This is a genomic window from Fusibacter sp. A1 (assembly GCF_004125825.1).
Taxonomy (GTDB): domain Bacteria; phylum Bacillota; class Clostridia; order Peptostreptococcales; family Acidaminobacteraceae; genus QQWI01.
In genome coordinates, this window is record NZ_QQWI01000007.1 from 103426 (window position 1) to 127591 (window position 24166).

A 24166-nucleotide genomic window follows, 5' to 3' on the forward strand; every position below is an offset into this window, starting at 1 on the left:
CATCATATCCGAACATCAAAAGACGATGCTCCAATCACATCGACTTTTTCAAGCTCGGCTAAATTAGGCTCGTCGAATTTCGCAGAAAAATCGATTAGAATTTCTTTCTTTGTTAGAGGACCCAACCGCTTTGCCAGTTCATTGACATAGTCCTTCATGAATAGGAGCGCTTCAGCGTCTTCTGCGATGAAATCAAGCTTGATGAAGTCTGGCTGCAGATGAATTTTGACTCTGACAAGAGACATGTTCTTTGTATGGAGCGCGATATAGATCAACCCGTCGTCGGGATTAAGCGCACCTTTTTTCTTTGAATCCCCTTTGATGTAGACCTCGACATCTTCCAGTTGTCTTTGAACCTGAACCGGAAGATAAAGCGCGTGCCAGTTCATACTGCTTTCGCTTAAAAGGTTCTGTGTCTGTTTAATCAGTTCAAGCTGCTCGTTCTTTTCACCCGTCTGGCTCTTGATCACACTTTGTTGAAGCGACTTTTGCAGTGTATCCACTTCTTCCAACAGTTCTTTGAGCAGCTTCCCATCCAGTTTATCCGGTAAGTCGTTCCAGTTCAGCGGCTTTTGAATCAGTTTTGCCAGCCGTTCATTTAACTCCTCAGGCAATGCCTCTTTTGAACCTTCAAATACATTCTCAATCCCCGAAAAAACGCCTAACTTACCTGTCAAAAATCGATTGACCACTACTGTGTTTAGCACCGTCATCGGTACATCGTGTTTGGTCATGAATGCGATCGTCTGTGCCGCTTTTTCAGTTGAATTGACAGTGGTTTTTAATGCCTCGGTCAAATTTTCCTTAAAATGCTTTAATACCATATGCTCAGAACTCTTAACAGGCTGACCAGCCCCGGATTCACTTGATATCATGTTTCTGATTTGAATATCGACCTGGTCTGACTGGCTGTTCTGCCTAGACTGAACATCAAGAGGAACCTTCGAAGCATCCAATGGCTGCTGAGAGGGCATAGTGACTTGTGTTTCTTGCTTAATAGGAGCAGTCGCTGCATCAGCCCCCTTAACGACAGAAGTTACTTGTGTTTTATCGCTTTCAACCGCCTGGACAAGCCCTTCAGCTTTCAACTGACTGGTTTGCCCGTCAGAGACCTTGACAGAGGATGTCATTACTTCAGAAGCCGCTTTTGACAACACTTCTAAGAATTCCTTAGGGGCCAGTTGCCAGTCGACATTCGGCTTAACACCTTGCTCGCCTAATTTTTCAGCGCCTTGCTGCAGGTAGTACAGGTTCTGCTGAAGCGTCTGAAAACTCTGCTTTTCGATAACCACGTTTTGTTCATGCATCGCCTTTAGGATGATCATGTTCCTCGGCGTGGTCGCAGCCCCTAATTTTGAGAGCTGTTCTTTTAAAAGAAATTCAAGCTCAGCCTTTCCGTCCGGCTGCTGTTGTTGACCAAGTACTTTGACCTCCACTCTTTTGCCATCCGTTTCGACCACTTCTAAGGTGACCGTTTCGTTTTCGACGAGCACCTCGCTTCCAACGTGTTTGGCGTGGACCACCTGACCTTTTATATCAAGGCTTACCCATTCATCGAGCACACTTAAGATAACGGCCGTCACCTTCTCGCCCGATTTAAGCGCAGCTACCGCTCCCTTGTCGGATGTCGTCTGAGAATCCGAAAGCAGTTTTTTCAATTCGATTAAAAGTCCTGGTTGAATACGCATATTACCACTCCATATTCCTTAGGAATGTCATTCTATGTATCGGAGAGGGACCTAAGGCTTCTAGCGCTCTATAGTGCATCTTCGTGCCATATCCTTTGTGTACGCTAAAATCATACCCAGGGTATTGAAGGTCATAATCCTTCATCATCCTGTCCCTTGTCACCTTCGCTAGAATCGATGCGGCGGCGACTGCCAGACTCTTTTCATCACCTTTCACAACCGGTGCGAGCGGCTCTGTAATGGCATCCAATTTGACATGGTCGGTTATCACAGCCTGATAGGAATCTCCCAACTGGTGAATCGACTGATACATGGCGACTTTTGTCGCTTCTAATATGTTGATTTCATCGATTGTCGCAGCATCCACGATACCAACACCATAAGAGACGGCATGCGTTTTGATAAGCTCAAAGAGTCTTTCTCTTTCCTCTTCGGAGAGTTTTTTAGAATCGTCCACTCCGAGCAGGTCGATATGCCACTCAATCACACAGGCGGCCGCGACAACTGGTCCTGCAAGCGGACCTCTACCTGCCTCGTCGACACCTGCCACTGCCCCTTCAAAAGCAAACATTTCACGATCGAAGGCTGTCATTCTATTGAGTTTTTCGACCCTTCGTTCATGGAGATCGATTTTCTTTTGAAGACCTTGAGCCATCTTCTGAACCGAAGCCCTTTCGTCGCACATGTATTTATCGACAAGCATGGCCCATTGTGCAGGGTCGGCATCTGCCATTATCTTTTTAATTTCACTGACTGTCATTTGATTCTCCACCCTGTGTAAGCAGCTTATCGATATACTGCTTGGTTTGAATGACTATCGCATCCTCATTATTGATATCATATGCTTCATCGATAAACTTCTTGGCAAGCTCCAGTTCCTGAGTCTCGATATGAAGGATAGCCAAATTACAAAGAATTTCGTAATTGAGCGGTTTATGCTTTAGTCCGTCCATCAGATAGAGCTTCGCATCATGAAACTCACCCATCAGCATCCCGACAATTCCAAGCTCGTTATAGATCCTATCTTCTATCGGATTCAGGTCCCTTGCCTTGTTAAGATGCATGATCGCTTCTGGAAGCATTTGAAGCCCCCTATAGGCAAGGCCTAAGAAGAAGTTTATTCTCCAATCGTCCTCACTGTGCTCGCTAATGGAGAGCAGCGCTTCTAAACCCTCTTGGAACCTTTCCTCGACGATCAGTCTGAATCCTTTTTCATAAAGCGCCTTATCCTCGATGATAGGCATCTTACTGATCAGATCTTGAGCATAAGCTTCATCCAAATTGCCGGCAAGCGCCTTTTTGGCAAACGCCTCACTCTCGATGAACTTTTCCTGATGGTGGGCGATAAATGCGAGATAGTAAAGAATTTCTGGCTTATCTTCAATTTTAAGCGCTCTTTGAAATGCATTTCTGGCAAGCACAAGCGTGTCCTTAAGTTCACTATTGGCATGGTAAAGCGCGTAATATGCTTTGCCTATGTTGTAGTAACTGTCGATATGCTCTTCATCGAAAACCACAGCGGCTTTAAAAAACGAGATGGCTTCTATCCATTCACGGTTGTTGCTGGCTTCTATCCCTAAGTGCATGCAGTAGCTGAAAGGATTCTCCACCATACCCTTAACCAGCTCGATATAGGTTTTACGATGGGTGAACTGCGGATCAAGACCGATGACAAGGCATACATCCCTTAAGATTTTTCTGAAGTCGAATCCCTCTTCTCCCAAGGTGACGACACCTGTAAGGGCGTCTTGGTCGACAGGTAGGTCAAGACCTTTTGGAATTACAGCATTCTTAAGGTTTAAATCCTTATTAAGCTCTATAAAATAAATCTGTTCTTTTTTTTCTTCAATCAGTTGTTTTACACTCATTCTATTTCTCCATAATTTTTCATGACTTAATTCCACTTAATCGTCCAAAGACCTACTGATGTTCTTATCTATGATCTTGCTTCGATAAAACTCGTAATAATCAAATTCGCTTAGACGTAATATTTTGATGCTGTCATCGGCTACACAGACATTCAGTTCGGATATGTAGTCGTTGGACACCTTCGCACCATCACATGCTACGATAACCTCTCTGCTTTTGGCTTTAACCACTTTAAAATCAAAAACGGTATCCATCGGTACGACCATGCTGGTCTTAAGCGGCCGATTGATGGAATTGTCATTGGGGTTGAGCGGTGTCACCTGATAAACAGGCAGCTCTGAATGTGTTGCGACCCCTCCCGCCCAAATGGCGTATCCGGTCGCCCCTATGGGAGTTGAGATGATGAACCCGTCTCCGGTGAAATAGTTGAAGGGCTTGTTATTGATAAAAAGCTTCACTTCCATGAGTCGCGGTTCAAGGTGCTTGATCAGTATCTCATTGAAAGCGTAGTTCACCACAGTGTTGCCGTTGACCGTAGCACATGTCACCTTTAGCAGCGGGTAATTTTGAATCTGATAGTCCTTTTTAATTAGCGAGTTCACTAATCCTTCCAGCTCTGTAGGCCCCACTGTCGGTAAAAAGCCAAGACTGCCTGTGTTGATCCCAATAAATGGCACATGCAGTTCCCGGTGCGTCCTGACAGCGCTTAGCATGGTTCCGTCACCACCGATGACGATGATAAGCTCCGGACGATGGTCGACTATGATAAAATGCTTTTGCTTCAATAATCTGATCAAGTTCTTTTTAGCCCCCAAACTTTCGGGCTTATAGTTGTGGTGAATCATCACACGTTTCATATCTACCTCATTACTTTCCTCTTTGGAACATACGTTTTTGTCTAGTCGTCGAATCAAGTCGTGAGAACAATAGACCTCTATATATCATCGTATACCCCAATGTAAACTGCAATACTACGATTAAGACGACAATGGATAAGGATTGTGCTACTGCGCTTGGTAAATTTACAAAAACCTTGCTAAAGCCAATCATCAGTCCCTGATAGATGAAATAATTCGCAGCAAAAAGCAGAATATTCGGCACATACCATTCGAGCAGGTTGACCTTAACAAAACTCATTGAGTACTTCACGCTGTCCATTTCACTGTGATGCTTCTTATAAGTCACTTCTGGTAGCGCATTGAACACCACAAAGCAAGCGATCATAAATAAAAGGCTAAGCGCAAAGCCTATAAATCCAGACACCAGCGGAACCACCAGAAGCTGTATTAAAAGATTGGCCACCCAAAAGATGAACATGATTCCGAATATTTTTCGCATATAGACCGTAAATCCGTTCTTGACATCATCCCACTCAGTCTTATAGCCCGAAGTCGCTCTGTCAATCAGATAAAAATAATTGGAAAGCACCAGCGCATAACCCAAGAGCGTCACAATCAGACCGAACAAAGGCAGCATCGAACCCAGGTAAGAGGTTGCAAACACGAGCGGTCCGTAGATCAGACCCACATACATGAGCAGATGGTGTTCGCCGATAAGTTTGTTTGTCTTTTTAAACGCAGTATAGTTCGTATCAAACAGATCAAGTAGTATTTTCATTAGTAGAACTCCTTCAACTCTTTTACATTTGCCGTATCCAATAGTCTGATTGCTTCGTCATTTTTGAACTTCACATAATAGAGCTCATCGTCAGTCATTCTTTTTTCAAAAATATGATAGTTGGACTTAAAGACCGTCATAAGCTTGATCAACTGCTTAGCAGACTGCTCTTTGAGTGAGGTTGGGATCATCTCAGGATGATTCCTTATCACATCATGCCATTTGCCATGGGTTTCCACCCGCATGTGGGATAGGCTCTTCGGTAGTTTCTGATTCACGTTCAAAAGGTCAAACGCCAATAAACCTTCCACCATCTCCACCGTCGAAGACGTATGCTCGACGATCATGTCACGCAGCAAAATCAGCCGATTATCAAATCCATCGGGAAAACTATGTAGCTGATTATGTATCAGCACCGCACCAATTTGTTGATAAAACCGGTAAGGTGAGTCGATGCTTTTATAAAGATGAGCCAGAGTATTTGTAAACAGCTCCGCATTATGATAGGATTCGACACCTTCTTCACAGGCCACCAGATCCTGCTTTTGCAAAAAACTCAAATAACGATTTTGGTAAAACTCATAAGGAGGATGCTCATCGTACACATACCCGTGTTCCTTAAGCTGCTCTTTAATCAGCGAACCGTGCAGGATTTTAAGCATTCCAAGCTGCAGATGGTCAGGACCAAGCGCCAACACATCGTTAAAACTTTTTTCAAACTCCTCCACACCCTCGTAAGGCAGACCGGCGATCAGATCCAGATGCGTATGGCAGTTGTCTAAAGCACAGAGTTTCTCGACCATTGCAAGCGAGCTGATGGGCATGTTTCTTTGTATGGCTTTGATGGTCCGTTCATTGGTCGATTGGATACCGATTTCAAACTGAACCAGGTTTTTACGTAGTGTCGCAATTTTACTTATCAGCTTATCGTTTAAAAGTGTGGGGCTCAGCTCGAAATGGCAGGTGGTCACACCATTGTCGATTTCCTTGATGTAGTCCATGATCGCAATCGCTCGGTCGACCGGCGCGTTAAAGGTCCGGTCCACAAATTTGATCACAGGGGTATTCGCCCTAAAGAACCTCGCTAAATCCAGCTTCACCTGTTCAATCGACTTATACCTCAGTTTAGATCCTCGTGCGGACATGCAGTAACTGCAGGTGTAGGGACAGCCTCTTGAGCTTTCATAATATGCAATCTTGAATGTTTCAAGCTCCGAATCCGTGTAGGGAACCCCTAGTCCACTTATATCCATGAGCGCTGGTTCTGCTACGATTCCCTTTAACAGGCTGAGGTAAGCAAGAAGCATCTTCGGGTCGGACTCATAAAGCTGACCGATTTTTGTAAACCATGTCTCGCCTTCATTTTTTAAAATGACATCGATATAATCATGTTTTTTCAGCCAGTCCTCATCGTGAAAGCTTACTTCTGGCCCGCCAAGAATGATTTTAGCAGCGCTATCAAGCATCTTGATCGCTTTGGACAATTTTAGAACCAGGTCGATATTCCAGATATAGCAAGAAAACAGATAGACTTGGCTATCCATTTCTCTAATCGCACTTAAGATTAAGTTTGCCGACTGATTGATTGTGAAACTTTGATGTAATACAGGAAGATGGTAATTTGATGCGATCTCCCTAAAATATCTCAGTGCAAGGTTGTTGTGGACAAACTTTGCATTGATCTCTATCATTTGAATCATATTGAACCTCTTATTCTATTAATCGTCAATCCTTATTAATTGTAACATGACTTTACCTACTTATATACGGCTTTTTAAGCTTATTCACTTGATATCGTCGTCTCTTTATTGTACCTTATAAACAGGAATGTAATTTAGATGGGTGTAACACCATAAAAGGAGGACGGCACATGGCAATCATGTCTTCGCGTTTAATCCGCCATGATATGTGTAAACAAGAACTAAATAGTATGGGAGCAAAAGTTTTAGACCTGCAAGGTGTCATGACCTTCGTGAAATTCAGGTTCAACGATACAAAAATCGCATATATTTACAACATCCGCCCTGACAACACTTATTTTTTTGAGCGTGTCAAACCTTATGCCATGGCGATTGGAGAATTCGCATCTGAAGAAGAGATTATCGACTTGATAAAAATCGATATCGAACAGTTCAAAAATGCCATGCATTCTTCAAACTTCAACAAATTCATTGAAATCGACTCCGATATCGCAAAGACTGTCCGTATCTTCGAAGACTTATATCTTTATTACAATATCAGAAAAGAAGATCTTGAGTCCCTCGCAAGTGAAGTCAGCGACATGCTTGCAGCGATCAGAAAAATCAAGGATTCGTCCGAGCGTGTCTATTTCAAAAAAGATCCGGATAGTTTTAAAGACACAGTGTGATACACGAAAACGCCTGCAGCAAACTAAGCTGTCAGGCGTTTTTAATAAAAAAGCGGTATCAAGAAAAGTTAACTTCTCTTGATACCGCTTAATTTATTTGTTATTGATAGGCGTTTCTATACCGCTTTTGTCTCTTCTTTAGAATCAACATACTCGATAGAGAATCCAGTGTAACCCCAAAGGATTGCAATAAGTGGGTTAACCCAGTTAAGAATCGTATATGGCACGTAAGTCCAAGGAGTTAAACCAAGTGTTCCGATCATGTAAGCACCACATGAGTTCCAAGGGACAAGTGGAGATGTAAGTGTAGCACAGTCTTCAAGTGTTCTTGAAAGGTTCTTAGGATGCAAACCACGCTTGTCGTATTCTTCTTTGTACATTCTACCAGGAATTACGATTGCAAGGTATTGGTCACCAGCAATGACGTTCATGATAAGAGAAGTAACGATTGTAGTTGTAATAAGACTACCTGTTGATTTAGCAAATTTAAGCATTGCTTGAGCGATTGCGCGAAGCATACCTGTTTTCTCCATTACGCCACCAAACATCATGGCACAAAGGATAAGAGATACAGTCCACATCATACCGTCAAGTCCGCCGCCGCTTACAAGGTCATCAACGATAGCATTGCCAGTTTCGATACCAAAACCGTAGTGCATAGAGTCGATAACACTGTTAAAGTCAGCTTTTTGGAAGATGAAGGCAAAGATCGCACCGATCACACCACCTGAGAATAAGCCAGGAATCGCAGGAATCTTAAGGATAACCATACCGATTACAAGGATTGGTGCAAGTAATAATAGCGGATTCAAGTTGAAGCTGCTAGAAAGTGCAGTTGTGATACCGTCTACTGCCGCTTGATCGATAACGCCTTGAGAGTATTTGATACCAAGTACTCCGAAGAAGATAAGTGCGATAACATACGACGGACCAGTAGTGTAAATCATGTGTCTGATATGGTCGAACAGGTTAGCGCCTGCGATACCAGGAGCTAGGTTAGTCGTATCAGAAAGTGGAGACATCTTGTCGCCGAAGTAAGCGCCAGAGATGATAGCACCACCGATAACCTCAGTTGGGATACCAAGACCCTGACCAACACCCATAAGAGCGATACCGACTGTAGCAGCTGTTGTCCATGAAGAACCAGTTGCTAGTGATACGAATGAAGTGATAAGTAATGTAGCAACTAAGAAGATAGCTGGATTCATTACTTGTAGTCCCCAATAGATCATCGCTGGAACTACACCTGATTGCAACCATGTTCCGATTACAACACCGATAATCATAAGAATTAGGATCGCACCCATCGATGCCTTGATGATATCTACGATACCTTCTTCAATTTCTTCCCATTTGTAGTTAAGTCCGAATACTGCGACTACAACTGCAAGCATTGCTGATGAAAGTAGTGGAATATGTACATCAATCCAACCAGACTCCCAAACATTGTTGACCATCATGGCATACGCTAAAAACGCGACTAAGAAAATTACTGGAATAAGTGCTATGCCCAGCGTTGCCGTTTTCTTTTGCTTCATATAGAAACCCCTCCCTATTTATCCTGTTCTCACGCAATGTGAAAACGTTATCCTTAGTATACAGGCGACTTACAAAAAAATTCATAAAAATACATATAAATTTTAACGCGTTGTAACACCTCTTACTTTCTCGTCATATATTGCATGAATATGCACATACGCCTTTAAGCATTATCCAACTCGCCGCATCCGTACCGTTTCGGTGCCGATGCTTATGTTTACCACCTGTATCGATATGCATAGTTTTGCATAAATCCCTTTCCGTGTCAATAAAAATAAGCGCTTTCGCGCTTTAAAAATTAATTTTTATGTATTTTTTTTATTCTGTATGCAGTAAAAGGTTCTCAATAAACTTCTTAACGCTGATTTTTCCTCCACCGCTTCTGTTGCCTCTGATGAAATCCATTTCAGCCTTGACGCTTTCAAAATCATAAAGCGTTGACGAAAATCTCATGAACGTATCGTTCATATAATCTTCTATACCCAGATTTGCAAGATTGACAAGACCACGATTGATCGCCCTACGAATTCTTTGCTCCATGGCCTTTGGTTGCTTGGACAAGGACTGGCAAATATCATTGATGCGAAGTCCTCTTTGAAGCTCTGGATTTTCGATGACGTATTCGCACAACTTCAAAATATCATCCCCACCAGCTTCACCCATGATTCCAATCTTAGAAAAGATGATCTTTAGCTTTGCGATCTGATTGTCTTGAATCTTTTTATATGGCGTTTCAATATTCTGGCTGGCATTGTCATTGAAAAACGACTTCATCATATCGAACTTTCTAGAGAGCTCGATCTGCTCCATCACATTCTTGATGACTCTGGTGACCTCCATTTGATTGATCGGCTTTGCGATGAAAAACTCGATTCCTGCCTCATATGACTTTTGAACCATTTCCTTTGTGGACACTTGAGACAGCATGATGAACTTGACACTATCCAATTTTGATTTTATGGTTTCCACAAGCCTTGCACCATCCATACCGGGCATCAGAAAATCCACCACCACGATATCGGGTTTTAAAAGTAGAATCTCATCGACTGCCTCTACACCACTCGTCGCAAAACCAAGCACTTCACCGAGCGCCGCATCCTCTATGATGTTTTCAACAATCCTTACAATTTGAATATGATCATCAACGATAAAAAATTTCATGTGAATTTACCTCAATTTGATTTCTAGGAATTTTGATCACAAACGACGTGCCTAAGCCAACCTTTGACTCGACTTCGATCGTACCCTTAAACTTATCTGTGACAATATCCCAAACAAGCGTTAGGCCGACTCCTCTACTGATATCTCCGGTAATCGCATTAAACTTGGTGGAGAATCCGGGTTCGAAGATATGATCGAGATTTCGTTCGCGTATTCCAGAGCCGTTATCCTTTACTATCATAACACAATACTCATCATGAATAAATTCATCTAGTTCGACAATACCGAAGGAATTTTCAGAAACAGCCTCCATCGCGTTATTAAGCAGGTTTCTTAAAATCGTCATCACAAGATAATGTTCTCTAACATAGAAATTGGACTTACACCTTACACTCAACACCACGTTCTTATAATGTTCTGCGGTCAGTTTTCCGTGATGTTCAAGGATATTATATAGGTCTTTAAGTTTCATCACTTCAAATTCCTGTGCGTTCCCGGTCACCGACTCAAGTCCATCAATCACCTGAATGTAATTCTTCTTGATTTCATGGACTTCTTTGGCTATTTCGAGCGCTTGATTCGATATGTCGTTATTCCTGCTCTGCGTAGTCTCATACAAGGAATAAGCTTCATTCATCACAGATTCTATATGCCTCATGTTGCGCTTCATCAGATAGGTCTCGCTGTTGAGATTGGCAGTGAGCATGACAAGATGCTTGTACCTCAAGTCGTGCTCGTCCCTTTTTAAAAGCGAAGTATAATATTTGAAGATCAATACGATAGTGATAGCGCTCACTGCTCTCACACAGGCGATCACAAGCAGTATGGGTATGTCACCGAAAACACCCAGTGAGTTGATTTTCGTTCTAAATAACAGTTCAAGTACGTTGGATGCGAAGTCGTTTAAAAGAATTACAGTGAACCATCTTGAAAGGTTCGCATTCTCTGATTTGGTATAAAAGTAGTAGTAGATGGTTCCATAGGACAAATCGAAAATAAAGGTAGGATACTCCATCATAAAGGCGTCGAGAAGCGAACCATATAATGATAGCCCGAACAAGCTCCTCATGACAAGACCGATTGTCATGATATAAAATGCCTGTACGATCGGATTCACCTTTGGATTGTAGTATAGGAAAATCGGGAGCAGTATTACCGATAACGAAACTCTAAAGCCACCCAAAAAAAGCTCCAAGTAAAGCTGAGTGGCAATCGAATCGATAATCGCTATTCCAATCATCAACGGTATATAATGTTTTTTCAGCCAATTCAACATAATTAACCCCTATTCCTTACGAGTGCTTCAAATAAGGGCTGCAGTTGACTGCAGCCCTTTTATCCTACTTGATGATCAATTGGTGGAATATCTTCTTACCCTTTTGCAGGAGCGCCTTGCCCTCTACAAAATCTGCTTCTGTCAGCACATAGGTGAAATCAGTCACCTTTTTCTCATTAAGCGACAGACCGTTTTGCTGCACCAACCTTCTCACTTCTGATTTTGAACCTACAAGTCCTGCACCGACAAAGGCGTCAGCGATGGAATATCCATTTAAGACAGCCGATCTTTCCACATCACTGGATGGAATGTTATCGCTGTCCTTAGCACCTGCAAATAGTGCTTTTGCAGCATCTAGCGCAGCAAGTGCAGCCTCTTGTCCATGCACTATTTTTGTCACTTCAAAAGCAAGGATCTCTTTTGCCTTATTAAGCTCAGCGCCTTCCCATGATTCCATCACACTGATTTCTTCAAGTGGGAGGTAGGTCAGGAGCTTCATTGTTTTAATCACGTCGGCGTCACTGACATTTCTGAAGTACTGGAAGAACTCAAATGGCGATGTTTTTTCAGGATCGAGCCATACAGCTCCTTTTTCCGTCTTGCCCATTTTTTTGCCTTCTGATGTGGTAAGAAGATTGAAAGTAACACCAAACGCAGGCTGTTGACGTTTTCTTCTGATGAGGTCGACACCGCCTAAGATGTTAGACCACTGATCGTTACCGCCCATTTGCAGGTTACATCCGAACTTCTCGTTTAAGACTAAAAAGTCATACGACTGCATGATCATATAGTTGAATTCTAAGAACGTCAAACCTTTTTCCATTCTTGTCTTGTAGCAGTCTGCCGTAAGCATACGGTTTACAGAGAAATGTGCGCCTATTTCTCTTAAGAACTCTACATAATTAAGGTTCAGCAGCCATTCGTCATTATTGATCATAATTGCCTTATCGTCGCTAAAATCGATAAACTTTGAAAGTTGAGTCTTGAAAATTTCAGCGTTTGCATCGATCTGTTCTTTTGTAAGCATCTTTCTCATATCCGTCTTATCTGTCGGATCACCTACCATCGTAGTTCCGCCACCGATAAGGACAATTGGTCTGTGCCCTGCTCTTTGCATATGCGACATAGCCATAATCGTCATAAAATGACCTGCCGTCAAACTGTCGGCAGTCGGGTCGAAACCAATGTAAAACGTCACTTTTTCCTTTTCAAGAAGCTCTGTGATTTCAGCCTCATGAGTCATCTGACCAATAAAACCTCTTGCCTTTAAAACATCTAATCCTGTCATCTAAACACCTCCAAAAAATAAAACACGGCAAATCGCAAGGACGAAAAGCCGTGGTACCACCTTAGTTTACACAAATGTGCCTCAAAGTCTATAACGCAACTAACCGGTCTGCTTTCACAGACTTGCTCCAAAGTCGTATTCAACCATCCGTATTTTCGTGTTTTTCACCAACCAACACGCTCTCTAAAAAATATCGAACCGTCTACTTATCTTTTTCAACGCAACTCTTTTCAACATTTTACATGATAACAGAAGCTTTTGTCAATATCAGTACTCCTTATGGCTCATTTCTATGATGTCCCTGTGGTGACCGAGTCTCAGAATCGATGAGTTTCCACCTTTGACAGCAATTCGTTTACATTCGCAGTACGTATAGTTATCTCTATGGTTATGACTTTGAATTATAGCCTTACATTCGCGGCACTGGGCTATGTTTTTAATGATTTTCATATCCACCTCTTTTAAAGATCATCAATCATGTTTCTATACCATCAATTACATTGTCTCAAATTTCGAATATTCTGACAAGTCAAGTTGCAAAACTAACTGAAATTCGGTCCTATGATTTAAAACACAGTCCTACTGTCAAATAATCCAACTATTCAAACACTTCGTTTTATGTTAAAGTTAATTAAATGTGTGAAAATGAGGTGAAACATGAGATTAGTAGGCATTCAAGATTTAAAACACGGTATGATCCTTGGAGAAGACATTTATGGCGGTTTCGACATGCTGATCGCATCCAAGGGTGACATAATCACAGATAAAATGAAAGAACTTCTAGTAAGAATGAGTGTTGATTTTGTTTATGTCGATGATTCTTCCAGTGATGAAAACACTACCCTTTCCGAAGAGGACAGACAAGAAATACTCACAGCGATTTCAGAAACTTTCACAACCTATCGTTTACTTGGAAAAAATGTATTCAGCAAAATCAAGTCACCAGTAATGGATATTGTACAGTCCATCATGATCGATGACCACGCACTTGCCTTATTACTGAGCTTAAAATGCATAGACAACTACAGTTACGAACATAGTGTGCACGTGGGATTGCTCTCAGGCATGATCGCGTACTGGCAGGACAAACCTGCCAAGTCGATCAAAGATGCGATCTACGCCGGATTGTTTCATGACGTTGGTAAAATAACAGTTAACAAATCCATTTTACTTAAGCCTTTTCCGCTTTCTACTGACGAGTTCGATACGGCGAAGAACCATGTTCTTGACGGACTTGAATTACTAAACGGCTTGGCAGAAATGAACGATGATGTCAGACTGGCGATCATGCATCACCACGAACGCAGAAATGGTTCGGGTTATCCTCAGGGCTTGACAGGTCCCTCAATTCACCCGATTGCCAACATCGTGGCTGTTGCAGATGTCTATGACGCCTCCATTTCAAAAAAATGCTACAAGGAAGCCATATCGCCAGTAGCCGCATGCGAAGAGATTTTCACAGAAAGTCTGGATCTCCTTGATCCGACAGCATCTACCACGCTAATAAGGAACCTGCAAAAGTTATACGTTGGACTTAAAGTCATACTTTCCAACGGCGAAACCGGAGAAATTGTTTTCTTAAATAAATTCGACCCTAACAAACCCCTCGTAAGAGCGGGAGATAACTTTTATGATTTGATGCAATCGAGCAGCCCGACGATCACCGGCGTCTGCTGATCACTCAAAGATGAAAAAACAAAGCCTGATGAGCGATCATCAGGCTTTTTCTGTACCACTCCTAGGAATACTTTCCAAAATCGTCATCAAGTTCAATGTATTCGACGCGGTCTTTTCGCGAGGTTGCGGAGAGCTTGTTCTTCTTGGCATATTGATTGAATACATCTTTTGCAGCCTTTCCAGAGTCCATATGATTCCTTAGGTTAAAACGACTGATCATCGCTTTGAGCATTTCAGCCTGCGAGCTTAACTCTTCGCTGGATGATGCAGATTCTTCCGCAGTCGCCGAATTGGTTTGCGTCACATCCGATATCTGATTCACACCCTGACTGATCTCTTGAAGTCCTTGCACCTGTTGATTGCTCAAGACCGTAATCGAAGAGATAATCTTCTGCGACTCATATACGCCCTTTATAATCTTATCAAGAGCGCTTGCGGTATCGCCAGCCTTAATCGTACCAAGCTCGACGGTCTTTTGGGACTTCTCAATCAGAGTTGTGATTTCTTTAGCCGCTTTTGCACTGCGCGCCGCTAAGTCCCTGACTTCAGCCGCTACGACCGCAAAACCTTTTCCGTGTTCGCCCGCCCTCGCCGCTTCGACGGCTGCATTAAGAGCAAGTATATTGGTCTGAAAAGCAATTTCATCAATCACCTTGATTATCTTCGAAATATTATCACTCGCTAAGTTTATCGCATCCATCGCATCAACCATTTCTACCATCTGAGCATTGCTGTTCTGCGCATCTGCTATCACCGTTTTTCCGATTTCATCTGCCTCGTTGGCTTGATGTGCGTTTTCAACGGATTGATTGGCTATGACATCAATAAATGAGCTGATTTCTTCCACAGCACTTGCTTGTTCTGTTGCACCTTGCGACAGATACTGAGCGCTACCGCTAACCTGATCGGCAGCAGAAGATACTTGGTCCGACGCCTGATTCATTTCTTGCAAGAGATGGTTGAAGGAATCAAGGATATAATTGATCGCATCTCTAATCTGAGTGAAATCTCCATCAAGTTCCGTTCCCATGTACATATTCAAGTTTCCATCAGCGATATTCTTTAGGTACTTGTTGATCTCTGAGACGATCATTTCAATCGTATCCATCGACGCGTTGACCGCATCTTTTATCTGCGCATGGTCACCTTTGTAGTCGCCCCTGATCCTTGCATCCAACTCACCGTTTGAAAGAGCCTTCAAGACAACCTGCGCTTCCTTCACAGGTTCGATCACAGCAGAGAGTGTTTGATTGACGCCTATGACTATTTTCTTGAAGTCGCCCATGTGACTGTCGCTTGAGATCCGGTAGGACAACTCGCCATCTATCGCATGATCAATCAAGTCGTTTGTATCATGTACAAGGTTGTTGACAGCGACGATCATCCTATTGATGCTCTCCTTTGTCGTATTGAACTCGCCATGATATGTTTCTGTAAGTTCCGGCAAGATGACACCGTTACTGATTGCCTGCAAATATTTGTTTGTCACATCAATCGGTGCCTTTAGTACGGAAACGATGCCATGAACACCTTCGTACAACTCTCCCCAAAACCCTTCAAAATCCAGCGTATGGTCAAGATTCAATTGTCCTAATCGAACCGCCTTTATCACTCGATTTGTTTCCGACTGGATTTCAAGAATAGTCGTAACGGCATTCTTCAGGCTCATATTTAGCACGTCTTTCTCGCTACGTGGATTGATCGATACGCTAGCATCACCTTTTGCGAGCGACTTCATCGCTTCGGTCTGCTCGACAACCGATTTGGTGATCTTTCCAAACGCATGAGAAAGTGATCCAATCTCGTCTTTACCTGGGTTCGCGTCCAGATAAATCTCTATGTCACCTACAGCCAACTGTTTGGCCGCTGCAGTGATCGTTCCGATATCCTTCACAAGTTTTTTGATGATTATGAAGTTGATAAGCGTACCTACAGCAACCGCGGTGATAAACCCTGCCAACATGACTGCTCTCGTATTGTCGATTGTCTCGACGCTTAAGTCAGCGACCGTTTTCGACCGCTCCAGTCCTTTATCTGCGATATTCGTAGCCTGCTGCTGCAAGGTCGCTGTCGCTGTTATCCTATCAAGCGAAAGACTTGATGCCTCACTCATGATTTTAAGCATGTCCTCCATCGCCTTCTGGTAGTTGTCAGCCGCTAACCGTATATTTTGCAGCTGAATGACATTGATTTGATCTGTCGACACCAGAATCAGATCATCGATTTCTTTACCAATGACGTCAAAATTGGAAAACGCATCGGAGATAAGCGCTGTATTCTTCCCAGACAACGCCTTGAAGTTCGCAATTCTTGTTTCATTGCCGCTATCAATGACATTATTGATGGACATGATCTTGTCGAGTCTGCTTTCCAACCTTTTTTGAGAGAATTCCTCATTGATTTCTTTTGTGAACTTCGCATTTTGGTCGCTTAAGTAACTTTTAGCCTGCTCCATGTAATCAGTTGCCGCCACATTGAGCGTGCTAATTTTCACATCATAGTCATCGCTAAGCGCTTTGGTCTCAAAAATCAAAGCTTTCACCTCGGCAGCCACTACTTCAAACTCCGCTAGTTCCGATTTCAGCACGTCAAGATCAGGGTACTTGTCCACCAGATCTTTACCGTCATCAAGCAATGATTCGATTTTTCCTAAGCCGGTGAGTGCCGCCTCGTAATCTTGTGTCAAGTTGAAATTCTCGCCAAAAACGCTGATATGGTAAAGCATGTCTGAAACTTCCGTCTCGATCTTTTTAGCGATTTCAACTTCTACCAAATACTCATTCGCCTGTTCTGTCGCGACTGTGCTGATGCCTTCTAAAAGGATGAACGCGTAACCCATCACAACCGTGATGATCAATAGCATCGAACCTATACCAATCGCAACTTTTAATCCGATTTTTATATTTTTCACTCTCCATTCCTCCATTCTATTGGCCATATACCCAAAGAATGGTGGAAATGTCTCTCTTGACATAACTGGACAAAAAACGGGCAATTTTGACTATGTCAAAAGTTGCCCGTTCATTATCGGTCGTCTTTACGTCTGCCGCAAATTCGTTTCGATTTTTGTAGATACATCTTTTCGTCCGCTTCCTTTGATGCTTGTGTTACCATAACCTTGACTGCTCTTTTTCTAGAGTACTTTATGGTAGATCAAATCATCGATATAGGCGTTTAAAGTTTTCTCATATTCATGCATCGACACTCTTCCTGCTAGCTCGAACCCACACTTTTCAATAGTTTTTATCGAAGGTTTGTTCCAAGAATAGATATAGGTTCTTGCGATAACCACACCTTTTCTCTTCTGATCTTCAAGACCGAACAGGGTCAGCTTCGATGCGAGCTCACGCCTCCTGAAGGTCGGATGAACGGCACAGGCTATATATGCCGAATGCGACTTGTTGCCACTTCCCCTTTTGGCCCTAAACATCGCTGCGACCATATCGTCCTCTACGGCGATATAGAGGGTCACTGCTTCGTCCAGCAACCAGTTCTCAATAACCGACAGACTTGTTCCATCGGTAAAACTCATTCTTGCGTCCGTTCTTATCATCTCTTTGCAAAAATCATATATTTTGTATGCATCTTCATCCCTGGCTATCTTAAAATCCATACGCACCTCCCGATTTACATTTATACCTAATTATACAACACCAAACCAAGCTATGTTCAATTAGTTCTATTTATCTCTGAAAATATTTCGCTTTATTCATAGATTTGCCCTTGCTTATTCCAAAAGTACATGATAATATTATCACAACAGGACCCCCGTAGGTAGGGGGTAATTAAATTTTAAGGAGACTTTTTTAATGAAACATATCAGACCATCAGAGTTGGCGTCATTCATCAAAGAAAACAATCATGAGGTAACGTTGATCGATGTCAGATCCCCAGGCGAGTACCACGGCGGAAACATCGCAGGATTCAAAAATATTCCACTGGACACTCTGATGAACAACATGTCATCGATTGATTTTTCAAAACCGACAGTAGTAATGTGTCACTCAGGAAGCCGTAGCTTAATGGCTACAAGAATGCTTGAGATGGCCGGACACGAAAACGTACTTAACCTATCAGGCGGTTACATGGCATTCTAAGGAGGCATCATGAATTATATTCTTATACTATTTGTTGCAGTAGTTGTTCTTTATTTCCTTACAAAAAACAACAAAAGCGACGTTGATCAGATTTCATCTGAAACACTAAAAGACCTATTAAAAGAAAAGAATCATCAGTTTATCGATGTGAGGACGCCATCCGAGTTTTCTGCAAGCAAAATCAAGGGATTCAAAAACATCCCCCTTGCCAGCCTTAACAGCAGAAAGCACGAGATCAAAACGGATCAACCCGTAGTAGTGATCTGCGCATCCGGTGCAAGAAGCATGTCGGCAGCGTCAATGTTGACAAAATCAGGTTATAAAGTTATCAATGTAAAGGGCGGAATGTCCAGTTATAGAGCATAAGAAAAAGCCAGTTCAAAACGAACTGGTTTTTTCTATCTTTTCGGTATTGTAAAAGTCACCGTCGTTCCGACACCGATCTTAGAGTCTATTTTGAGACCGAAGTCTTCACCGTAGACCAGTTTCAACCTTTGATCGACATTGCTAAGTCCAACGCCGCCCAACCTTACTCTATCTTCATTCATGGGCTTCGCAGGATCAAACCCTTTACCGTTATCGGCAATGTCAATCCACAAGTTCTCTTCACTTTGATTTATTTCGATGCTTATATGCCCGTGCGCCCCACCTTCTCTTATTCCATGATAAATCGCATTTTCAACAATGGGCTGCAATATCAGTTTTGGAACCATATAAAGCGATGCATCCATTGAGCAAATTATCTCATAATCCAGTTCTTCAGCATATCTTTCTTCCTGAATCGTCAGATAATGACTGACATGGTCCAGTTCTTCTTTTAAGGTGATGAGTCCCTCATCCTGTTTTAACGATAGTCGTAGTAGCTCTGCGAGTGATTTTGTCACTAACACCACCTTGTCCGTCTCACCGAACTCCGCAAGCCAGATAATCGTATCCAGCGTATTATATAAGAAATGTGGATTGATTTGACTCTGAAGGGCCTGAAGCTCGTATTTTCTGATCATTTCTTGCTTGTCGGTCAGTTCCTGTAGCAGGGACTTGATCTTATCAAGCATGTTGTTGTATTGCATGGTAAGCTCGACAACTTCAGATGACCCAGCGGCTGGAATACTCACATGCCTCCACTTACCATCTATCGTTTTCATGGCATTTTCAAGCTTCTCAATTGGAGAAGTCATACGCTTTGCCATCAATGCCCCACCTATCATGCCTAAAACCATTACGATAAGCCCTACGAGAATCATGGATTCCACCAGCTGCCTTCTTAAAAAAGCCACATTGTCCAGTGAAGAAAGTCCGACCATGATCCAATCCGAATGTCCGATCTCCGTCTTAAAGGTAATGAGTCCGATTTCACTCTGATGCCCAGGTCCGAGTTCACATATCGATATTAGCGACTGGGCCTTTTTAGCATCTGCGAAATAACTCACATCGGGATGATATACCACTTGACCGTTTGCTGAAACAATGAAGGCATATCCTGTATCCCCTAGCGGCAGACTCACCAGATAATCTTCAATAAAGTTATAATCGATGTCGATAAGGAGCACGCCTAGATGACGGTTGTCCTCATCCACTATTTCTCTACTTACAGACACGACCCAAGTATTCTTATCCATTGTAAACTCAGTTCTTCTTGCAGAATTTAAGGCAGGCATCTGATGACTGTTCTTAGCCTCCATATACCATGATTCATCCATCATGTCAGAAGACGTCTCCATCAGCATTTGTGCGCCCGCATAGACCATACCGCCGTCTTTCCCGATAAGGGCGATGGAGACTATCCTGTCATCACTATCACTGGCAACATCAAGGAGCGCCTTCAAAGCATTTTTGGACTCATCACTTTCGTTCTTCAGACTGTCGATCGTGTCGGGATGCATTGCGATTAAATCAGATAAGCTCTTCACCTTGTCAAGGTAACCCTCAATATACTTGCCGCTCTGTTCAACGGCCTCTGAGGTCTGTTTAAGCGCATCGTTCAAAACAATGGATGACGCACTCATGTAAAAAAGCGCGCTAAGTAGCGTGACGGCAATCACAGTCGTCACACCTAAATAGATCGAAATCCTTACATTCATCTGGTTCATCCGTTTTGACTTAAACTTGAACATCGCGACCCCTCACTTGATTTCGGTACTGCTTGGGAGTGCTTCCCACAATTTTTTTAAACCGAGTGGCAAAGTAATTGACATCTTCATATCCGACCGCTTGTGAGATCTCGTAGTTTTTCATCTCGGTTGTCAGGAGTAATAGTTTGGCCTTTTCAATTCGTATTTTTGCCACATAATCTTGAAAAGCGAGACCAAAGGAATCTTTGAAGACTCCGCTCAGATATCCCGAACTGAATCCTACCTCGTCAGCAAGGCTTGACAAGCTGAACCCGCTTTCAAAAATATGTTCTTCTACAAGTTTTTTCAACTGCATTTCAACCGTACTTTCGACTATGCCTGCAGATGGCATTGCAGAAATATCAAGACTCTTCAATTCCTTATGAACCGATTCCTTTTCAATCGACTGAATCAGTTTTCTAAGAATCTCATCGATATCTTTTTTTGTAACCGGCTTCAAAATATATTCTTCAACACCCGCTCGCAAAGCTTCAATGGCGTAATCAAAATAATCGTATCCTGTAATCATGCAGATTTTAACCGTTTTATTCAATTCCTTCAACCGTTTTGCAAAGGTCAGACCGTCCATTTTAGGCATGTTGATATCAAGCAACACGATATCAGGAACGACCGTCCCACAGATTTTTAAAGCCTCTTCACCATTACTGGCCTCTACGATCTCCTTAATACCCAGCCCACTTAAATCGACGAGGGATTTTATCCCTCGCCTCATCAATGGTTCGTCATCTATGATCAAAAGTGTATACATATGCTCTACCTGCCTGCTATTATTTTTCGATTGTGTGTATAAGATAACCATACCCTTTTGATGTCATCTCTTCAAGGGCTATAAATTCAATCGAAGCGCTATTGATGCAATACCTCAATCCGCCCTTATCCTTTGGTCCGTCTTCAAAAACATGTCCAAGATGACTGTCTCCCGATCTGCTTCTAACTTCTGTCCTTGACATGTTGAAGCTTTTATCCTCAACATACTTGACCACTTCAGGAACAATTGGTTTTGTAAAACTCGGCCAACCACATGATGAATCGTATTTGTCATTTGAAGAAAATACAGGTTCTCCAGTAGCCACATCCACATAAATTCCTGGTTCAAAGGTATCCCAATATTCGTTCGAGAAAGCTCTTTCGGTTTGATTGAGCTGGGTTACCCTATATTGAAAATCAGTCAGTTTTTCTTTCAACGCCTCATCGCTTGGTTTAGGGTACCAGCTTTCGTTGATTACAACCTCTTCGACTGTAAACAGGTCTATATGACAATACCCGTTCGGATTCTTCTCTAAATAGTCTTGATGGTACTCTTCAGCCAAATAGTATTGATCGAGAGGTTCCACTTCCACAGCAAGTTTTTTATCATATGCAGCCTGAACCGTTGCCATCTTTCGGTTGATCACTTCAAGATCTCCGCCGCTCGTGTAATAGATCCCCGTACGATACTGCACACCCTTATCGTTCCCCTGCTTGTTTAGGCTGACCGGGTCGATTACCTTAAAGTAATACGTAAGCAAGGTATCCAGGTCTACTTTATCCGGATCATATTGCACGCGTACCGTTTCCGCGTGACCCGAATTTCTGTAGATCAGATCTTCATAACTTGGATTTTCAGTATTGCCGTTGGCATAACCGCTTGTCACATCATAAACTCCATAAATACGGGCCATATAAGCCTCTAGCCCCCAGAAGCACCCTCCAGCCAGATAGATCTCTTGGAGCCTTGTGACATCATAATCGACATTAACATTGGGATTGTCAGGTAAACCGGACTTTTTAATGTTATTTGCTTTAGTATTAATACCCATATCAATCTCCTTAACCGTATTTATTGTGCTAGTACATGCACTTACAAGTAGTATGACAACCAGCAGTAACGACATCATTGTCATTTTCCTCATCATTGTCACTCCTTTTTATTGCCCTCATGTTTGCAGTAATTCTAATTGATTGATTCAAAGAAAGACTTGACCATTTCATTGGATACATGGCCCGGAGCCACTTTTACGAGTACTCCATCAGAACCAATATACGCAGAAGTCGGAAAAGCTCTTATTCCGTATGCCTTTTGTGTATTACCGGTCTCATCGAATAAAACTTCGATATTCTCGTAGCCCAGTGAACTGAACCATTTGATGAAATCCTCTTTGCTTTGCTCACCGTTGATATCTGGAGCCACTATCGTGTACACTTTAAAATCAGCGGCTTCTGCGACGAGCTCATCAAGTTCTTCCATGCCCGCTAGGCAAATCGAACACCACGAAGCCCAGTATTTTACATACACCTTTTCACCCTTAAGGGCTTCCAGTGATACCTGTTCACCCTTTAAGGACATCAAGCTGAAAGCCGGCGCAGCCTCACCATCATTCATCATTACCGCATCTTTATCTTCATCCATCATCTGCTCTCCTTCATCCGTCATCGGTTCTTCTTCATCCGTCATCGGTTCTTCTTCATCCATCATCGGTTCACCTGCATCCATCACAGGTACACCGTCATCCATCACCTCAGGACCACTTCTCCATGCGAAGTATCCTGCTACTGCAACCACTAGTACTATTACTAACCCAAACACCACTTTTTTATTCATCGTAAACTCCTTTCATCAATTAAACAGTCTTTCAAAGAAAATACTGATTGCTGTCAATTTGTTCGTCATCAATAGAATTCCCATAAGAATGATCAGTCCGCCACCGATTCGCTTTACAGTCAACAGGTGTTTCTCAAGTCGTGCGAACTGAGTAAGAACCAAACTCGACAGTGTCGCCATTACAAGAAAAGGAATCATCAGACCAAATGCGTAGATCAACATTAGAAAACCGCCGTAGTATGCTTGTCCTGCACTTGCAGAAGTGAGTAGCACAGCTCCAAGTACCGGTCCTACACACGGTGTCCATCCCAAACTGAATGTCACACCCATCAAATAAGTCCCTAGTGCCTTGGTCTTCTTGTTTTTCATACGAAGTACCCTGTACTTTGAAAGCCCAGGGAGCTTGATCAGTTCCATCTGGTGTATTCCGAGTAAGATAACCAATAATCCACCTACAACCAGAATCCAGTCGTTATTGATCAACCGGCCGAGTGCGCCTGCACCGAATCCAAGTATGACAAAGGTTGTCGACAGTCCAAGTACAAAAGTCATCGTCTTTACAATCGCCCCTAAATTGATTTCATATCTACCGATCCTGAGCCTCTTATATTCCCTATTCTCATCGGTCAGCAAACCAATATATACCGGTATCAGTGGAAAGGTGCATGGTGCGAAAAAGGACAACAGACCTGCGATAAATACCGTACTGATTAAAACTTGTTCACCTAACATGATTGTTCCCTCCCTTTTGCTTGTCTATGGTATAAGTATACTCCTAAAGCTGCGTCGTTGATATCGATTATCATTACGCAAAACTTGAATATGATCATTTATTTAGTATTTTACGCTTGACTAATCTATGTGAAGTAGTAG

General features: G+C 42.6%; 22 protein-coding genes and 1 other annotated feature. Of the genes, 4 read left to right on the forward strand and 18 right to left on the reverse strand.

Features of this window, described 5'->3' with window-relative positions:
* Nucleotides 1–2 precede the first annotated feature (2 nt).
* Genes DWB64_RS11505 through DWB64_RS11530 form a run of 6 tightly spaced genes read right to left on the reverse strand, consistent with a single transcriptional unit; the run spans nucleotide 3 to nucleotide 6874 of the window.
* Complete coding sequence (locus DWB64_RS11505; RefSeq protein ID WP_129488390.1) at nucleotides 3–1688, reverse strand: hypothetical protein; 1686 nt, start codon at nucleotides 1686–1688, stop codon at nucleotides 3–5.
* A gap of 1 nt (nucleotide 1689) precedes the next feature.
* Nucleotides 1690–2448 carry a ribonuclease HII gene (locus DWB64_RS11510; protein WP_129488391.1) on the reverse strand — a complete coding sequence of 253 codons (759 nt, stop codon included), beginning with the start codon at nucleotides 2446–2448 and terminating at the stop codon, nucleotides 1690–1692.
* Nucleotides 2435–3556 carry a hypothetical protein gene (locus tag DWB64_RS11515; protein WP_129488392.1) on the reverse strand — a complete coding sequence of 374 codons (1122 nt, stop codon included), beginning with the start codon at nucleotides 3554–3556 and terminating at the stop codon, nucleotides 2435–2437. The genes DWB64_RS11510 and DWB64_RS11515 overlap by 14 nt, the downstream gene beginning before the upstream one ends.
* A 36-nt stretch (nucleotides 3557–3592) precedes the next feature.
* Nucleotides 3593–4414, reverse strand: a complete 822-nt coding sequence (locus DWB64_RS11520) for an NAD(+)/NADH kinase (protein ID WP_129488393.1) — start codon at nucleotides 4412–4414, stop codon at nucleotides 3593–3595.
* A 10-nt stretch (nucleotides 4415–4424) separates the two neighbouring features.
* On the reverse strand, nucleotides 4425–5174 hold the full coding sequence (locus DWB64_RS11525) for a hypothetical protein (protein WP_129488394.1): 750 nt from the start codon (nucleotides 5172–5174) through the stop codon (nucleotides 4425–4427).
* Nucleotides 5174–6874, reverse strand: a complete 1701-nt coding sequence (locus tag DWB64_RS11530; protein WP_129488395.1) for a B12-binding domain-containing radical SAM protein — start codon at nucleotides 6872–6874, stop codon at nucleotides 5174–5176. Before DWB64_RS11530 ends, DWB64_RS11525 begins: the two co-directional genes overlap by 1 nt.
* A 170-nt stretch (nucleotides 6875–7044) precedes the next feature.
* Between DWB64_RS11530 and DWB64_RS11535 the strand changes: the two genes are divergently transcribed.
* Complete coding sequence (locus DWB64_RS11535; RefSeq protein WP_129488396.1) at nucleotides 7045–7542, forward strand: hypothetical protein; 498 nt, start codon at nucleotides 7045–7047, stop codon at nucleotides 7540–7542.
* A gap of 116 nt (nucleotides 7543–7658) precedes the next feature.
* Here the strand turns inward: DWB64_RS11535 and nhaC are convergent, their stop codons facing one another.
* From nhaC to DWB64_RS11560, 5 genes are all read right to left on the reverse strand, one after another.
* Entirely contained in the window at nucleotides 7659–9080 is a 1422-nt protein-coding gene (gene nhaC / locus DWB64_RS11540; protein WP_129488397.1) for a Na+/H+ antiporter NhaC, read from the reverse strand.
* 319 nt (nucleotides 9081–9399) lie between these two features.
* Nucleotides 9400–10242, reverse strand: coding sequence for a response regulator (locus tag DWB64_RS11545; protein ID WP_129488398.1), 843 nt, complete (start codon nucleotides 10240–10242; stop codon nucleotides 9400–9402).
* On the reverse strand, nucleotides 10223–11518 hold the full coding sequence (locus tag DWB64_RS11550) for a sensor histidine kinase (protein ID WP_129488399.1): 1296 nt from the start codon (nucleotides 11516–11518) through the stop codon (nucleotides 10223–10225). Before DWB64_RS11550 ends, DWB64_RS11545 begins: the two co-directional genes overlap by 20 nt.
* Nucleotides 11519–11582: 64 nt before the next feature.
* Nucleotides 11583–12806 carry a tyrosine--tRNA ligase gene (gene tyrS, locus DWB64_RS11555; protein ID WP_129488400.1) on the reverse strand — a complete coding sequence of 408 codons (1224 nt, stop codon included), beginning with the start codon at nucleotides 12804–12806 and terminating at the stop codon, nucleotides 11583–11585.
* Between the two features lie 33 nt (nucleotides 12807–12839).
* Nucleotides 12840–13034: a binding site (T-box leader), on the reverse strand.
* Nucleotides 13035–13073: 39 nt separating this feature from the next.
* The gene (locus DWB64_RS11560) at nucleotides 13074–13256 is read right to left on the reverse strand and encodes a hypothetical protein (protein ID WP_129488401.1); all 183 of its coding nucleotides are present in this window, start codon (nucleotides 13254–13256) and stop codon (nucleotides 13074–13076) included.
* 207 nt (nucleotides 13257–13463) lie between these two features.
* On the opposite strand from DWB64_RS11560, the gene DWB64_RS11565 reads away from it, so the two are divergent.
* On the forward strand, nucleotides 13464–14483 hold the full coding sequence (locus DWB64_RS11565; protein ID WP_129488402.1) for an HD-GYP domain-containing protein: 1020 nt from the start codon (nucleotides 13464–13466) through the stop codon (nucleotides 14481–14483).
* A 61-nt stretch (nucleotides 14484–14544) separates the two neighbouring features.
* Here DWB64_RS11565 and DWB64_RS11570 read toward each other — a convergent pair whose 3' ends face one another.
* Together DWB64_RS11570 and DWB64_RS11575 are read right to left on the reverse strand one after the other, a co-directional pair.
* Nucleotides 14545–17394 carry a methyl-accepting chemotaxis protein gene (locus tag DWB64_RS11570; RefSeq protein WP_164980378.1) on the reverse strand — a complete coding sequence of 950 codons (2850 nt, stop codon included), beginning with the start codon at nucleotides 17392–17394 and terminating at the stop codon, nucleotides 14545–14547.
* 222 nt (nucleotides 17395–17616) lie between these two features.
* Nucleotides 17617–18096 carry a GNAT family N-acetyltransferase gene (locus tag DWB64_RS11575; RefSeq protein ID WP_129488404.1) on the reverse strand — a complete coding sequence of 160 codons (480 nt, stop codon included), beginning with the start codon at nucleotides 18094–18096 and terminating at the stop codon, nucleotides 17617–17619.
* Between the two features lie 196 nt (nucleotides 18097–18292).
* Here DWB64_RS11575 and DWB64_RS11580 point away from each other — a divergent pair, with 196 nt between their 5' ends.
* The gene (locus DWB64_RS11580; RefSeq protein WP_129488405.1) at nucleotides 18293–18580 is read left to right on the forward strand and encodes a rhodanese-like domain-containing protein; all 288 of its coding nucleotides are present in this window, start codon (nucleotides 18293–18295) and stop codon (nucleotides 18578–18580) included.
* 9 nt (nucleotides 18581–18589) lie between these two features.
* Nucleotides 18590–18946, forward strand: coding sequence for a rhodanese-like domain-containing protein (locus DWB64_RS11585; RefSeq protein ID WP_129488406.1), 357 nt, complete (start codon nucleotides 18590–18592; stop codon nucleotides 18944–18946).
* A gap of 32 nt (nucleotides 18947–18978) precedes the next feature.
* Here DWB64_RS11585 and DWB64_RS11590 read toward each other — a convergent pair whose 3' ends face one another.
* The 5 genes from DWB64_RS11590 to DWB64_RS11610 all read right to left on the reverse strand — a co-directional run bounded on the left by DWB64_RS11590 (nucleotide 18979) and on the right by DWB64_RS11610 (nucleotide 24025).
* Complete coding sequence (locus DWB64_RS11590; protein ID WP_129488407.1) at nucleotides 18979–20694, reverse strand: sensor histidine kinase; 1716 nt, start codon at nucleotides 20692–20694, stop codon at nucleotides 18979–18981.
* Nucleotides 20681–21460: a response regulator gene (locus tag DWB64_RS11595; protein WP_129488408.1), complete on the reverse strand. Its 780-nt coding sequence runs from the start codon at nucleotides 21458–21460 to the stop codon at nucleotides 20681–20683. Before DWB64_RS11595 ends, DWB64_RS11590 begins: the two co-directional genes overlap by 14 nt.
* Nucleotides 21461–21479: 19 nt before the next feature.
* Nucleotides 21480–22511, reverse strand: coding sequence for a peptide-methionine (R)-S-oxide reductase MsrB (gene msrB / locus DWB64_RS11600; RefSeq protein WP_243118977.1), 1032 nt, complete (start codon nucleotides 22509–22511; stop codon nucleotides 21480–21482).
* A gap of 134 nt (nucleotides 22512–22645) precedes the next feature.
* Nucleotides 22646–23293, reverse strand: coding sequence for a redoxin family protein (locus DWB64_RS11605; protein ID WP_206736672.1), 648 nt, complete (start codon nucleotides 23291–23293; stop codon nucleotides 22646–22648).
* A 15-nt stretch (nucleotides 23294–23308) separates the two neighbouring features.
* Nucleotides 23309–24025 (reverse strand): cytochrome c biogenesis CcdA family protein, encoded by a 717-nt coding sequence (locus DWB64_RS11610; protein ID WP_129488410.1) that lies wholly within the window; start codon nucleotides 24023–24025, stop codon nucleotides 23309–23311.
* Nucleotides 24026–24166 lie beyond the last annotated feature (141 nt).

What these genes read in the sequence shown, in the direction of transcription:
- DWB64_RS11505 (WP_129488390.1), bottom strand. Translation starts at nt 1,688, where the DNA reads ATGCGTATTCAACCAGGACTTTTAATCGAATTGAAAAAACTGCTTTCG.
- DWB64_RS11510 (WP_129488391.1), bottom strand. Translation starts at nt 2,448, where the DNA reads ATGACAGTCAGTGAAATTAAAAAGATAATGGCAGATGCCGACCCTGCA.
- DWB64_RS11515 (WP_129488392.1), bottom strand. Translation starts at nt 3,556, where the DNA reads ATGAGTGTAAAACAACTGATTGAAGAAAAAAAAGAACAGATTTATTTT.
- DWB64_RS11520 (WP_129488393.1), bottom strand. Translation starts at nt 4,414, where the DNA reads ATGAAACGTGTGATGATTCACCACAACTATAAGCCCGAAAGTTTGGGG.
- DWB64_RS11525 (WP_129488394.1), bottom strand. Translation starts at nt 5,174, where the DNA reads ATGAAAATACTACTTGATCTGTTTGATACGAACTATACTGCGTTTAAA.
- DWB64_RS11530 (WP_129488395.1), bottom strand. Translation starts at nt 6,874, where the DNA reads ATGATTCAAATGATAGAGATCAATGCAAAGTTTGTCCACAACAACCTT.
- DWB64_RS11535 (WP_129488396.1), top strand. Translation starts at nt 7,045, where the DNA reads ATGGCAATCATGTCTTCGCGTTTAATCCGCCATGATATGTGTAAACAA.
- nhaC (WP_129488397.1), bottom strand. Translation starts at nt 9,080, where the DNA reads ATGAAGCAAAAGAAAACGGCAACGCTGGGCATAGCACTTATTCCAGTA.
- DWB64_RS11545 (WP_129488398.1), bottom strand. Translation starts at nt 10,242, where the DNA reads ATGAAATTTTTTATCGTTGATGATCATATTCAAATTGTAAGGATTGTT.
- DWB64_RS11550 (WP_129488399.1), bottom strand. Translation starts at nt 11,518, where the DNA reads ATGTTGAATTGGCTGAAAAAACATTATATACCGTTGATGATTGGAATA.
- tyrS (WP_129488400.1), bottom strand. Translation starts at nt 12,806, where the DNA reads ATGACAGGATTAGATGTTTTAAAGGCAAGAGGTTTTATTGGTCAGATG.
- DWB64_RS11560 (WP_129488401.1), bottom strand. Translation starts at nt 13,256, where the DNA reads ATGAAAATCATTAAAAACATAGCCCAGTGCCGCGAATGTAAGGCTATA.
- DWB64_RS11565 (WP_129488402.1), top strand. Translation starts at nt 13,464, where the DNA reads ATGAGATTAGTAGGCATTCAAGATTTAAAACACGGTATGATCCTTGGA.
- DWB64_RS11575 (WP_129488404.1), bottom strand. Translation starts at nt 18,096, where the DNA reads ATGGATTTTAAGATAGCCAGGGATGAAGATGCATACAAAATATATGAT.
- DWB64_RS11580 (WP_129488405.1), top strand. Translation starts at nt 18,293, where the DNA reads ATGAAACATATCAGACCATCAGAGTTGGCGTCATTCATCAAAGAAAAC.
- DWB64_RS11585 (WP_129488406.1), top strand. Translation starts at nt 18,590, where the DNA reads ATGAATTATATTCTTATACTATTTGTTGCAGTAGTTGTTCTTTATTTC.
- DWB64_RS11590 (WP_129488407.1), bottom strand. Translation starts at nt 20,694, where the DNA reads ATGTTCAAGTTTAAGTCAAAACGGATGAACCAGATGAATGTAAGGATT.
- DWB64_RS11595 (WP_129488408.1), bottom strand. Translation starts at nt 21,460, where the DNA reads ATGTATACACTTTTGATCATAGATGACGAACCATTGATGAGGCGAGGG.
- msrB (WP_243118977.1), bottom strand. Translation starts at nt 22,511, where the DNA reads ATGGGTATTAATACTAAAGCAAATAACATTAAAAAGTCCGGTTTACCT.
- DWB64_RS11605 (WP_206736672.1), bottom strand. Translation starts at nt 23,293, where the DNA reads ATGAATAAAAAAGTGGTGTTTGGGTTAGTAATAGTACTAGTGGTTGCA.
- DWB64_RS11610 (WP_129488410.1), bottom strand. Translation starts at nt 24,025, where the DNA reads ATGTTAGGTGAACAAGTTTTAATCAGTACGGTATTTATCGCAGGTCTG.